The organism is Actinomadura bangladeshensis (assembly GCF_004348335.1).
Lineage (GTDB): Bacteria > Actinomycetota > Actinomycetes > Streptosporangiales > Streptosporangiaceae > Spirillospora > Spirillospora bangladeshensis.
Window position 1 is genome coordinate 26,776 of record NZ_SMJW01000051.1, and the last position, 11,699, is coordinate 38,474.

12 protein-coding genes are annotated in these 11,699 nt (G+C 73.4%); 9 read left to right on the top strand and 3 right to left on the bottom strand.

Going from position 1 to position 11,699, the window contains the following annotated elements:
* Nucleotides 1-31: 31 nt before the first annotated feature.
* Nucleotides 32-427: an ABC transporter permease gene (locus E1284_RS12825; RefSeq protein ID WP_131939271.1), complete on the bottom strand. Its 396-nt coding sequence runs from the start codon at nucleotides 425-427 to the stop codon at nucleotides 32-34.
* Between the two features lie 68 nt (nucleotides 428-495).
* Between E1284_RS12825 and E1284_RS12830 the strand changes: the two genes are divergently transcribed.
* The 3 genes from E1284_RS12830 to E1284_RS12840 are packed head-to-tail and all read left to right on the top strand — an operon-like array spanning nucleotide 496 to nucleotide 2,552.
* The gene (locus E1284_RS12830) at nucleotides 496-1,134 is read left to right on the top strand and encodes an AIM24 family protein (protein WP_243714440.1); all 639 of its coding nucleotides are present in this window, start codon (nucleotides 496-498) and stop codon (nucleotides 1,132-1,134) included.
* Nucleotides 1,134-1,787, top strand: coding sequence for an AIM24 family protein (locus E1284_RS12835; RefSeq protein WP_131939272.1), 654 nt, complete (start codon nucleotides 1,134-1,136; stop codon nucleotides 1,785-1,787). Before E1284_RS12830 ends, E1284_RS12835 begins: the two co-directional genes overlap by 1 nt.
* A gap of 3 nt (nucleotides 1,788-1,790) precedes the next feature.
* Nucleotides 1,791-2,552 carry an AIM24 family protein gene (locus E1284_RS12840; protein WP_131939273.1) on the top strand — a complete coding sequence of 254 codons (762 nt, stop codon included), beginning with the start codon at nucleotides 1,791-1,793 and terminating at the stop codon, nucleotides 2,550-2,552.
* Between the two features lie 53 nt (nucleotides 2,553-2,605).
* Here the strand turns inward: E1284_RS12840 and E1284_RS12845 are convergent, their stop codons facing one another.
* The gene (locus E1284_RS12845) at nucleotides 2,606-3,400 is read right to left on the bottom strand and encodes a VOC family protein (RefSeq protein WP_131939274.1); all 795 of its coding nucleotides are present in this window, start codon (nucleotides 3,398-3,400) and stop codon (nucleotides 2,606-2,608) included.
* Nucleotides 3,401-3,722: 322 nt separating this feature from the next.
* On the opposite strand from E1284_RS12845, the gene E1284_RS12850 reads away from it, so the two are divergent.
* The 4 genes from E1284_RS12850 to E1284_RS12865 all read left to right on the top strand — a co-directional run bounded on the left by E1284_RS12850 (nucleotide 3,723) and on the right by E1284_RS12865 (nucleotide 8,740).
* Nucleotides 3,723-5,321 carry an ABC-F family ATP-binding cassette domain-containing protein gene (locus E1284_RS12850; protein ID WP_131939275.1) on the top strand — a complete coding sequence of 533 codons (1,599 nt, stop codon included), beginning with the start codon at nucleotides 3,723-3,725 and terminating at the stop codon, nucleotides 5,319-5,321.
* A gap of 116 nt (nucleotides 5,322-5,437) precedes the next feature.
* On the top strand, nucleotides 5,438-5,650 hold the full coding sequence (locus E1284_RS12855; RefSeq protein ID WP_021596738.1) for a helix-turn-helix domain-containing protein: 213 nt from the start codon (nucleotides 5,438-5,440) through the stop codon (nucleotides 5,648-5,650).
* Nucleotides 5,651-5,867: 217 nt separating this feature from the next.
* A complete protein-coding gene (locus E1284_RS12860) occupies nucleotides 5,868-6,614 on the top strand; it encodes an enoyl-CoA hydratase/isomerase family protein (RefSeq protein ID WP_243714441.1) in 747 nt (248 codons plus the stop codon).
* Nucleotides 6,615-6,814: 200 nt separating this feature from the next.
* Complete coding sequence (locus E1284_RS12865; protein ID WP_131939283.1) at nucleotides 6,815-8,740, top strand: ABC transporter ATP-binding protein; 1,926 nt, start codon at nucleotides 6,815-6,817, stop codon at nucleotides 8,738-8,740.
* A gap of 22 nt (nucleotides 8,741-8,762) precedes the next feature.
* Here the strand turns inward: E1284_RS12865 and E1284_RS12870 are convergent, their stop codons facing one another.
* Nucleotides 8,763-9,725 (bottom strand): sulfotransferase family protein, encoded by a 963-nt coding sequence (locus tag E1284_RS12870; protein ID WP_131939284.1) that lies wholly within the window; start codon nucleotides 9,723-9,725, stop codon nucleotides 8,763-8,765.
* A 135-nt stretch (nucleotides 9,726-9,860) separates the two neighbouring features.
* Between E1284_RS12870 and E1284_RS12875 the strand changes: the two genes are divergently transcribed.
* Nucleotides 9,861-10,628, top strand: a complete 768-nt coding sequence (locus E1284_RS12875; RefSeq protein ID WP_131939277.1) for an SIR2 family NAD-dependent protein deacylase — start codon at nucleotides 9,861-9,863, stop codon at nucleotides 10,626-10,628.
* Nucleotides 10,629-10,730: 102 nt separating this feature from the next.
* A partial coding sequence (locus tag E1284_RS12880) for a S66 peptidase family protein (RefSeq protein WP_243714442.1) occupies nucleotides 10,731-11,699 on the top strand: 969 nt, incomplete at its 3' end.

Here is an 11,699-nt window from a genome sequence, read left to right on the forward strand (position 1 = left end):
CACGTCCTGCGCGGGCCGCCCGGCGCGGCGGTCACAGGCTGCGGGTGCCGGCCAGGGCGGCGAGCAGGTAGGTGACCCCGGCGACCGCCGCGAGCCAGGCGTAGGCCGTGATGTCGGAGCCGCGCAGCGCCTGGACGACGAGGCCGCCGACCACCGCGACCGTCAGCACGTCGCCCGTCGTCGCGGCGGCGCGCAGGTGCGCGCGGGCCCGGGTCCCGGACCCGAACCCGTCGCTGATCGGCAGGGCCGGCTCGTTGCGCCGGTAGCCCAGGTACAGGGCGTACCCGGCGAGCGCGCCCAGCGCGACGAGGGCCGTCCCGGACCGCCCGTCGGCGGCCAGCACGGCCCCGACGACCACACCGGCGGCCAGGACGAGCCCTGGCACGGCCCACCGGCTGAGACTGCGGCGTTCGGGAGCGATCCACATGGTGCTCATCCTTCCCGATGTGCGCGCGAGCGGGACCGGCAACGCGCCGGGCTGTATCTTCTCGCTTCGTGGCGCAATTTCGAATGAACGGCTCGAAGATGCTCGCCGTCGACCTCGCCGGCGAGACCATCAGGGCGCTGAACGGCTCCATGGTCGCCTACGAGGGCCAGATGGCGTTCAAGCGGCAGGGCATGACGGGCGGCGAGGGGCTCCGCGGCGCCCTCAAGCGGCGGATCGCCGGTGAGGGCATGACCCTCATGGAGATCACCGGGCAGGGCACGGTGTACCTGGCGAGCGAGGCGACGGAGGTCACGCTCGTCCAGCTCACCGGGGACACCCTCTTCGTCGAGTCGGAGAGCCTGCTCGCCCTCGACGGGAATTTGCAGACCGGCGTCCAGTTCGTCGGGCTGCGGGGCATGGGCACCGGCCAGGGCCTCGCCACCACGAAGGTGGACGGGCACGGCACGGTCGCGGTCCTGTCCGAGGGCCCGGCCATCGCGCTGGAGGTGACGCCGCAGACACCGCTGTGCGTCGACCCCCACGCGTACGTGTGCCATCACGGGCAGCTCCAGCAGGACGTGGTCACCGACGTCAACTGGCGGACGGTGATCGGCCAGGGATCGGGGGAGAGCGTGCAGTTCCGGTACCAGGGGCACGGGCTGGTGTACGTCCAGCCGGCCGAGCGCGGCGGAATCTTGGAGATCTGATGCCCGGATACCAGTCGATCAACTCCAAGATGCTCCAGGTGCCGATCGGGCCGGGGCAGGAGGTCTACAGCAAGCGCGGCGCGATGCTCGGCTACACCGGCCCCGTGTCGTTCGCCCCGACCGCCACCGCCGGGCAGGGCATCGGCGGCACGATCGGGCGCGCCGTCGCCGGCGAGCGCAGCGCGATGATGCACGTGACGGGCCAGGGCAGCGTGCTGTTCGGGCACGGCGGGCTGGAGGTCACCGTCATCGACCTGAACGGCGCCGACACCCTCTACGCCGAGGCCGACCGGCTCCTCGTCCACGACACCACGCTCCAGGTCGGGACGATGTTCATGGGCGAGCAGGGCGGCGTGCGCGGCATCGTGCGCGGCGCGGTCACCGGGCAGGGCCTGTTCACCACGACGCTCGCCGGGCACGGCTCGTGCGCGCTGCTGTCGCACGGCGGCGTGATGGAGCTGGCGATCACCCCGCAGCGCCCCGTCCACGTCGACCCGCAGGCCTACGTGGCCCACCGCGGCCAGGTGCAGAACAAGCTCACCACGGCGGTCGGGCTGCGCGACATCATCGGACGCGGCTCCGGCGAGGGCTTCCAGCTGGAGCTGAGCGGCTCCGGCGTCGTCTACGTCCAGGCCAGCGAGAGGAAGATCTGACCCGTGAGCACGTTCGGCACGCGGACCTGGAACCCGCACACGCTCCCGTCCAACGACAACGTCAACCCCTACGCCTTCAGCGTCGACCTCAACGGTCAGTGGTTCGCGCAGAAGGGCAAGATGATCGCCTACTACGGGCAGATCAGGTTCGAGGCGCTGTCGTCGGGGCCGCTGGACTCCCTCGTCGCGCACACGTTCAACTCCCCGCTGTACGCCCAGGACTGGATCGTCGCGCAGGGACAGGGCAAGCTCGTCCTCGCCGACCGCGGGTTCGACGTCAACTCCTTCGACCTGGAGAACGGGAACCTCACCGTCCGGGCCGGGAACCTGCTGGCCTTCGAGCCGGGCCTGGAGCTGAAGCAGTCGATCATCCCCGGGTTCCTGACGCTGATCGGCACGGGGCGGTTCGTGGCGGCCTCCAACGGGCCCGTCCACTTCGTCGAGCCGCCGATCCGCGTCGACCCGCAGGCGCTGCTCGGCTGGGCCGACTGCCCCTCGCCCTGCCACCACTACGACCACTCCTACATGCGCGGCGCGTTCGGCGCCGCCCGGATGGTGTTCGGCATCGGCGGGCAGTCCGGCGAGGAGCACCAGTTCGACTTCACCGGCGAGGGCACCGTGCTGATGCAGTCGTCGGAGGTCGTGATGAACGAGGACGTCCTGCTCCGCGACCTCGAAGGGCAGATCGGGCTGGTCGGCACGTCCGGGCTGCAGCGGCTGCACCAGACGATCGGGCAGCGGCTGGCCGCCGAGCGGCAGGGCTGACCCCGGGAAGGGTCTCCGGGGGCCCGGCGCCGGGCCGGGCCCGCGAAGACCGGTCACGATCCGGGCTGGGGCGCCGGCCGCATGACCCGGAACGGCACCCCGAACGGGTCGCGGACGGTGGCCATGCGGCCGTACGGGGTGTCGACGGGCTCCTCGTCGACCGCGCCGCCGCCGGCGCGGACCTTGCGGACCGCCGCGTCGGGGTCGTCCACCGCGAAGTAGGTGAGCCACGACGCGACCGGGGCCGAACCGCCGCCGAGGACGAGGCCCTCGCCGCCGAGGATCCCGCCGATGTAGCGGCCGTCGCCCGCGCGGCGCACGACCGTGTAGTCCATGCCGGGCATCTCCTCCAGCTCGAACCCGAACACCGCCGTGTAGAACTCGCGGGCCGGCCCGGCGTCGGGCGCGAACAGGTCGTTCCAGGTGAACGATCCCGGGTCGTTGACGATCCGGGAGCCGGGGTGCGCCCGCCCCTGCCACAGCCCGAACTGGCCGCCCTGCGGATCCCTGACGACCGCCAGGCGGCCCTGGTCCATCACGTCCATCGGCGCGACGACGACCTCGCCGCCCGCGTCGGTGGCGCGCTTGGCCAGCCCGTCGCAGTCGTCGGCGGCGAAGTAGACCGTCCACCAGTACTCGTCGGGCGCCTCGTCGGGATTGCGCATCATCCCGGCGACGGGCTCGCCGCCCAGCATGCACATGTTGTAGTGGCCCCCTTCGGGGCCGGTGTCCTGGAACTGCCAGCCGAGGAGCGTCCCGTAGAACGTCTTCGCCCGCTCCAGGTCGGGGACGCCGATGTCGAGCCAGTTCGGGGTCCCCTCCGGCACGTTGCCCGTGACCCGGGTCATCCGACTCACCCTCCTTCACGCCGGGAACACCGGTCCCGGTGCCGCCCCGCCGCACGCCGCCATCCTCATACTGGCCCGCCGCGCGCCGTTCACACATGCCTTCCGCACCGAATCCGCCTGGCCGGGACCGGACCGTCCTCCAGCCCCCGCCCGCCGCCATCCAATGGACGAGCTCCGCTCGGCGCTTCACGTACAATGGCCAGATGGTTCAGCTCCCGAACTGACAGAGCGCCAAGGGCGCGCCGGCGGTCTGCGAGGCCGCGCGGCGCGCCGTTTCGTGCCGCCTGTCCACCGAGCCGTCCGTCAGGGGAGCCCTGTCACTGTGATCATCGCGAAAGACATCGAGCTGCGCGCCGGGTCCCGGCTGCTGATCGAGGCCGCCACGTTCCGGGTCAACCCCGGCGACCGGGTCGGCTTCGTCGGGCGCAACGGCGCCGGCAAGACCACCCTCACCAAGGTGCTGGCCGGGGAGGCGGTGCCCGCGCAGGGCGCCGTGACGTCCTCCGGCACGATCGGCTACCTGCCGCAGGACCCGCGCGGCGTCGACCTGGACGAGCTGGCCCGCGACCGGATCCTGTCGGCCCGCGGGCTGGACGAGGTGATCCGCAGGCTGCGCGCCGCCGAGGACGCCATGGCGACCGCGACCGGCGCCGAGCGCGACAAGGCCGTCCGCCGCTACGGGCGGCTGGAGGAGCGCCTGCACGTGCTCGGCGGCTACTCCGCGGAGGCGGAGGCGGCGTCGATCGCCTCCAGCCTCGGCCTGCCCGACCGGGTGATGACCCAGCCGCTCGGGACGCTGTCGGGCGGCCAGCGGCGCCGCGTCGAGCTGGCCCGCATCCTGTTCTCCGGCGCCGACACGCTGCTGCTGGACGAGCCGACCAACCACCTGGACGCCGACTCGATCGTGTGGCTCCGCGACTTCCTCAAGGGCCACCAGGGCGGCCTGGTCGTGATCAGCCACGATGTGGAGCTGCTGGACGCGGTCGTCAACCGGGTGTTCCACCTGGACGCCAACCGCTGCGTGATCGACATCTACAACGTCGGCTGGAAGAAGTACCTCGACCAGCGCGAGACCGACGAGCGGCGCCGCAAGCGCGAGTCGGCCAACGCGCACCGGCAGGCGTCGGCGCTGCTGTCGCAGGCCGACAAGATGCGCGCGAAGGCGACCAAGGCCAAGGCGGCCCAGCAGATGGACCGGCGCGCCCGGCAGCTGCTCGCGGGCGTGGAGGGCGAGCGGCAGGCCGACAAGGTCGCCAAGATCCGCTTCCCGGAGCCGGCGCCGTGCGGCAAGACCCCCCTCACCGCGGAGGGTTTGTCGAAATCGTACGGATCTTTGGAGATTTTCACCGACGTGGACCTGGCCGTCGACCGGGGCAGCCGCGTCGTCGTCCTCGGCCTGAACGGCGCCGGCAAGACCACGCTGCTGCGCCTGCTGGCGGGCGTCGACGCGCCCGACACCGGGTCGGTGGTGCCCGGCCACGGGCTGCGGCTCGGCTACTACGCGCAGGAGCACGAGACGCTCGACGTCGAGCGGTCCGTCCTGGAGAACATGCAGTCGGCCGCGCCCGGCATGGCGCCCGTCGAGGTCCGCAAGATCCTCGGCTCGTTCCTGTTCTCCGGCGACGACGTCGACAAGCCCGCCGGCGTCCTGTCCGGCGGCGAGAAGACGCGGCTGGCGCTGGCGATGCTGGTGGTGTCGAGCGCGAACGTGCTGCTGCTGGACGAGCCCACCAACAACCTCGACCCGGCCAGCCGCGAGGAGATCCTCGGCGCCCTCCGGACGTTCGCCGGAGCCATCGTCCTGGTGACCCACGACGAGGGCGCCGTCGACGCGCTCGCGCCGGAAAGAGTGATTTTGCTGCCCGATGGTGTGGAAGACATCTGGAGTGACGAGTTTGCCGATCTGGTGGCGCTCGCGTGACCTGCGCGGTGACTTCCGCAGATCTTTTCTGGCCGAGTGGGTAGCCGAACAGCCGGGAATGACTGATCATGGCGGGGGATAACGCAGCGGTCACCACATCACTACGGGAGGTACTCGTGGCCGAGACCCTTAAGAAGGGCACCCGCGTGACCGGTGCCGAGCGCGACAAGCTGGCGGCGGACCTGAAGAAGAGGTACGACTCCGGCGAGAGCATCCGCGCCCTGGCAGCCGCCACCGGCCGCTCGTACGGTTTCATCCACCGGATTCTGACCGAGTCCGGCGTCAACCTGCGCGGTCGCGGTGGCGCGACCCGGGGCAAGAAGTCCTGACCGGACCCCTGCCCCCGGATGAGCGCACCGCCTGATCCGGCGCCGCGGCCGGCCGAGTAGGGTTCGGTCGCGGCGGCGGACCGGGCGAGCGGGTCCCGCCCCGTGGACGGCGGGGCGGGCCCGCGCACGCTCATCGAGAGGAAGACCAGTGGGGGACGCGACGACGACGGGACGGCCGGATGCGGCCATCGCAGGCACCGGCCGGGGGAAGACGGATTTGGAGAGGGCCGGGCTCCGCCTGGCGGTGGACGGCGCGGTCGCGACCGTCACCCTGAACCGGCCCGAGCGGCGCAACGCCATGACGTTCGACACATGGCGCGGGCTCGCCGCCATCGGGCGCTCCCTGCCCGCGGACGTGCGCGTCGTCGTCCTGCGCGGCGAGGGCCCGTGCTTTTCGGCCGGCATCGACCTCGGCATGTTCTCCGGTGAGGGCGAGGGCTTCGCCGACGGCTCGGACGCCGAGGCCACCGACCGCTTCATCGCGGAGCTGCAGGAGGGCTACACCTGGCTGCGGCGCCCCGACATCGTCACGGTCGCGGCCGTGCACGGGCACGCGATCGGCGGCGGTTTCCAGCTGGCGCTGGCCTGCGACATCCGGGTGGCGGCCGACGACGCCCGGTTCTGCATGAAGGAGCCCGCGCTCGGGCTCGTCCCCGACCTGACCGGCACCAAGCCGCTGGTGGAGATCGTCGGCATCGGGCGCGCGCTGGAGCTGTGCCTGACGGCGCGGACCGTGCTCGCCGACGAGGCGGCCCGGCTCGGCCTCGCCGAGATCGTCGTGCCCCGCGACGGCCTGGACGGCGCAGTCCGGGAGCTGGTGGCGTCGCTGCTGGCGGTGAACCCCGGCGCCGCGGTCGCGACGAAGCGGCTGCTGTGGGAGGCCGCCGAGAACACCCTGGAGCAGCAGTGCGCCGCGGAGCGCCGCGAGCAGATCGGCCGCCTCCGCGAGATGTTCGGCAGGTGACCCGCGCGGGCGGGCCGGAGGTCCCGGCCCGCCCGCGGTGAGATCGTCACCGGGGCGTTACGCCGTGAGCGGAGCCGGGAAGCCCGCCGGCCGGGACGGCGTTGTGCGGGACCGGATACTAGAGATGCTTACTTGATTACGCCGGTGCCGCCGACGCCGGCGCCGACGGTGGCACGGACGCAGCGGAGGCAGATGTGGGAATGCCAGGCAACGGCTGGCAGGTGATGGCCTCGTTCCGCAAGGACAGCTCCGTCACCCAGCAGAAGCTCAAGCCCGGCACCGTCGGGCGCATCGCGGGGTACGCCCGTCCCTACGTCCGCGAGCTGGTGGTCTTCCTCGCGCTGAACTCGCTCGCCGCGGTGATCGTCGTGGCGAACCCGCTGCTGCTCAAGTCGATCATCGACAGCGGCATCGTGCCGGGCCGCCAGGACATCGTGATCTGGCTCGCCGTCGCGGTCGCGGGGCTCGCGTTCGTGGAGGCGGTGCTCGGCCTCGCGCAGCGCTGGTTCTCGGCGCGCATCGGCGAGGGGCTGATCTACGACCTGCGCAGCCAGGTGTTCGCGCACGTCCAGCGGCAGCCGGTCGCGTTCTTCATGCGGGCGCAGACGGGCTCGCTCGTCAGCCGCCTCAACAACGACGTGATCGGGGCCCAGCGCGCCCTCACCACCACGCTGTCGTCGGTGGTGTCGAACGTGATCAGCCTGGCCCTGGTGCTGGCCACGATGCTGTTCCTGTCGTGGCAGGTCACGCTGATCGCGCTGCTGCTGCTCCCGATCTTCATCCTGCCGGCCAAGTGGGTCGGCAAGCGGCTCCAGCGGGTCAGCCGCGAGCAGATGGTGCTGGACGCCGAGATGGGCTCGCTGATGACCGAGCGGTTCAACGTCGCCGGCGCGATGCTCGCCAAGCTGTACGGGCGGCCCGCCGAGGAGGAGGAGAACTTCTCCGGCCGCGCGGCCCGCGTCCGCGACATCGGCATCGTGGCCGCCATGTACGGGCGGGTCTTCTTCACCGCGCTGACGCTCGTCGCGGCGCTCGCCACCGCCATGGTCTACGGCGTCGGCGGCTACCTCGCGGTGGACGGCACCCTCCAGCTCGGCACGCTCGTCGCGCTCGCGACCCTGCTGACCCGGATGTACGGGCCGCTGACCGCGCTGTCCAACGTCCACGTGGACGTCATGACCGCCCTGGTGAGCTTCGACCGGGTCTTCGAGGTGCTCGACCTGAAGCCGCTGATCCGCGACCGCGAGGACGCCCGTCCGCTCGGCGCGGAGCGCACTGCCTCCACCAGCCTGGCCAAGGCGCCCTCGATCGAGTTCGACCACGTCCGGTTCGCCTACCCGGCGGCGGACGAGGTGTCGCTGGCCTCGCTGGAGTCGATCGCCCGCACCGACACCTCGCCCGGCCGGGAGGTCCTGCACGACATCGACTTCCGGGCGGCGCCGGGCCAGCTCGTCGCGCTCGTCGGGCCGTCCGGCGCGGGCAAGTCGACGATCACGCACCTGGTGTCGCGGCTGTACGACGTGTCCGGCGGCGCGGTGCGGATCGGCGGCGCCGACGTCCGCGACGTGACCCTGGAGTCGCTGCGCGGCGAGATCGGCGTCGTCAGCCAGGACGCGCACCTGTTCCACGACACGATCCGGGAGAACATGCGCTACGCCCGCCCGGACGCCACCGACGAGGAGATCCTCGCGGCGGTGGAGGCCGCGCACATCGGCGACCTCGTCGCCGACATGCCCGACGGCCTCGACACCGTCGTCGGCGACCGCGGCTACCGGCTGTCGGGCGGGGAGAAGCAGCGCCTGGCGATCGCGCGGCTGCTGCTCAAGGCGCCCTCGGTCGTCGTGCTGGACGAGGCGACCGCGCACCTGGACTCCGAGTCCGAGGCGGCCGTGCAGCGGGCGCTGCGCACCGCCCTCGCCGGCCGGACGTCGCTGGTGATCGCGCACCGGCTGTCCACGATCCGGGAGGCCGACCAGATCCTGGTGGTCCAGGAGGGCCGCGTCGCCGAGCGCGGACGGCACGAGGAGCTGCTGCTGGAGGGCGGCCTGTACGCCGAGCTGTACCGCACCCAGTTCGCCCACCAGCGGGACGAGGAGCGGCAGACCGAGCCGCTGGGCGCCGAGTAGCCGCTGCGCGCCGGGCGGCCGGTCAGCCCTCCCGGCCGGTGCGGTAGCCGAGCCGCCGCAGCTCGGTGCCGGCGACCTTCTCGACCTGGGCGGCCTGGCGCTGGGTGAGCCGGTCGCGCCACGACCCGACCCCGCCGTCGGTGGCCTCGCCGGCCCGGACCAGGCCCGACAGGGCCGTCCGCGGGACCCGCGCGTCGAGGTACTCCGACAGGCCGGCGGCGATGGCGCGCGGCCGCGCCACCAGGTCCTCGTAGCGGACGGTGAGCAGCTGCTCCTCCGGCACCTGCTGCCGCAGCTTCGCGCTGAGCCGCACCGAGCCGCGCCAGCGCAGCGCGCACTTGACGGCGGCCGCGGCGCGCGGCCAGCGGTTGCGGTCGGTGTGGTCCTCGACGCCGAAGAACGGGTTGGGGAACACCGTGTCGAGGTTGTCCAGGGCCGGCTTGAACCAGGCGAGGCAGCGCTCGTCGTCCAGCATGTCGGCGACCACGTCCCGGCCGTCCCGGATCACCTGGACGAGCTGCGCGTCGGGGAAGGCGTCCAGCAGCACGTCGGCGCTGTAGATCAGGTCGGCGGAGGCGTCGGCGAACCGTTCGAGGCCCTGCGGGTCCGCGCAGGGGCCGTGCGGGTCGCCCTCGGGCGCGGGGCGGCCGGGTGCGGCGGGCGGGCGCGGCGGCAGGCCGGCCAGCTCACGGCACTCGTCGGAGCACTGCGCGCAGGCGCGGGCCGAGACCTGCCACGCCTCGGCGTAGGCGTCCCGCAGCACCCGCGCCGCGCCCTTGCCGCGCTCCGTCGCGATCGAGGGCTGCCGGGCGAACGCGTAGGTGACGCGCAGCACGCCGGGCCGGCCGGTGGTCAGGTGGAAGCCGGGGGACCGCTTGACCGCGCGCGCCAGCAGCTCCGCACCCGAGTGCGGAGCCCCCAGGATGAACACCGGGCGGCGGACCTTGGTGCCGTTGACCACCAGGATGTGCGGCGTCGACCTCATACGGGGCACAGTTTGTCACCTTTTGAGGGCCGCTCGGTCCGTGACCCTGCGTAAGGACCGGCCCGATACCCATCCGTTAGCCGGGACGGGCGCCGGCCGCCGCGCCCACCCCGGGACGAGACCTACCATGTCAGGGTGGACGCTCCCCTGACGCTCGCCGGGCTTTTGCCCGAGATCGGCCCGATCACCGTGCTGACCGGCGCCGGGATCTCCACCGACAGCGGCATCCCCGACTTCCGCGGCCCGCAGGGCGTGTGGACCAGGGACCCCGATGCCCAGGCGATGTCCACGATCGGCGCCTACCTCGCCGACCCCGAGGTCCGGCGGCGCGCCTGGCGGTCCCGCCGCGACGACCCGGTCTGGCACGCCGAGCCCAACGCCGCGCACGCGGCCCTGGTCGAACTGGAGCGGGCCGGGCGGCTGCGCGCCGTGATCACCCAGAACATCGACGGGCTGCACCAGCGCGCCGGGTCCTCCGACGCGGCGGTCATCGAGATCCACGGCACGGTGCGCGACGCCGTCTGCCTGTCCTGCGTCCTGCGCACCCCCATGCCCGAGATCCTCGCGCGCGTCGACGCCGGCGAGGACGACCCGCCCTGCGCCGACTGCGGCGGCGTGCAGAAGTCCGCGACGATCTCCTTCGGGCAGGCCCTCGACCGCGACGTCCTGGACGCGGCGATCGCCGCCGCCCGCTCCTGCGAGCTGTTCGTGGCCGTCGGCACCTCGCTGACCGTGCAGCCCGCCGCCGGGCTGTGCCTGGAGGCGGTCGACGCCGGCGCCCGGCTGGTGATCATCAACGCCGAGGAGACGCCGTACGATGGGCTGGCCGACGCGGTGGTGCGGCGGCCGATCGGCGAGGCGCTGCCGCGGCTCGCCGGCCTCGCGCTCGGCGCGGGGCGGTGATCGGGTGACGATGATCTGTTGGCGGGTCGTGACCGGCGGCCCCTTCCACTGGCGTCCGGATCCTGACAAGCTCTATCCGTTGCGGTGCGAGGAGGGATCGGGTTGAGAAGCGGGGGCGCCCGCGCGGAGACGGCCGAGGGGCCGCCTGCCGCGCCCGCCGTCGGCATGCCCGGCGGCCGCGGCCGCACGCGCAAGACCCGCAGGTACGGGCGGTTGCGGCCCGGCGACGCCGTCGCGGTGATCGCACCCAGCGGCCCCGCCGACCCGGCCCGGCTGGAGGCCGGCTGCGCCGCGCTGCGCGGCCTCGGGCTTGACGCCGTGGTCGCGGAGCACGCCCTCGACCGTGTCAATCTGGGCGCCCCGGGGCCGGTGCGGGACGGCTGGCACGGGCTGGCCGGCCGCGACGCGGACCGGGCCGCCGACCTGCAGGACGCCTGGTGCGACCCGCGCGTCCGCGCCGTGGTCTGCGCGCGGGGCGGCTACGGCGCCACCCGCGTCCTCGACCACCTCGACTGGGACGCGCTGGCCGCCGCGGCGGACGCGTCCGCGGAGCCGAAGATCCTGCACGGATCCAGCGACATCACCGCACTGCACGCGGCTTTTGGAACGCGCCTGGGAGTCACCACGTCCTTCGGTCCCATGCCCGCCGGCGTCCTCGCCGAAGACCGGCCGGACGGCGACACGCTCGCCGCCCTGCGCGCCGCCCTCTTCGGCGGCCCGGTGACCCTGCCCGGCACGCACGCGCTCCGGCCGGGCCGTGCCGAGGGCCCCCTCACCGGCGGCACCCTCTCGCTCCTCACGGCCCTGCTCGGCACCCCGTACGCCCCGCCGCCCGCCGCGGGCCGCGTCGTCTTCCTGGAGGACGTCACCGAGGCGCCCTACCGGATCGACCGGATGCTCGTGCAGCTCCTGCAGGCCGGCTGGTTCGACGGCGCCGCCGGGATCGCGCTCGGCTCCTGGCGCGACTGCGGCGACCCCGCCGAGCTCGACGCGGTGTTCGCCGCCCGGCTCGGCCCCCTCGGCGTCCCGGTCCTCGCCGGCGTCCCGGCCGGGCACGGCCCGCGCCAGCTG

Bases quoted from the DNA above. Each gene is read 5' to 3' on its own strand.
- E1284_RS12825 (WP_131939271.1), bottom strand. From the start codon at position 427: ATGTGGATCGCTCCCGAACGCCGCAGTCTCAGCCGGTGGGCCGTGCCA.
- E1284_RS12835 (WP_131939272.1), top strand. From the start codon at position 1,134: ATGCCCGGATACCAGTCGATCAACTCCAAGATGCTCCAGGTGCCGATC.
- E1284_RS12845 (WP_131939274.1), bottom strand. From the start codon at position 3,400: ATGACCCGGGTCACGGGCAACGTGCCGGAGGGGACCCCGAACTGGCTC.
- E1284_RS12865 (WP_131939283.1), top strand. From the start codon at position 6,815: ATGCCAGGCAACGGCTGGCAGGTGATGGCCTCGTTCCGCAAGGACAGC.
- E1284_RS12870 (WP_131939284.1), bottom strand. From the start codon at position 9,725: ATGAGGTCGACGCCGCACATCCTGGTGGTCAACGGCACCAAGGTCCGC.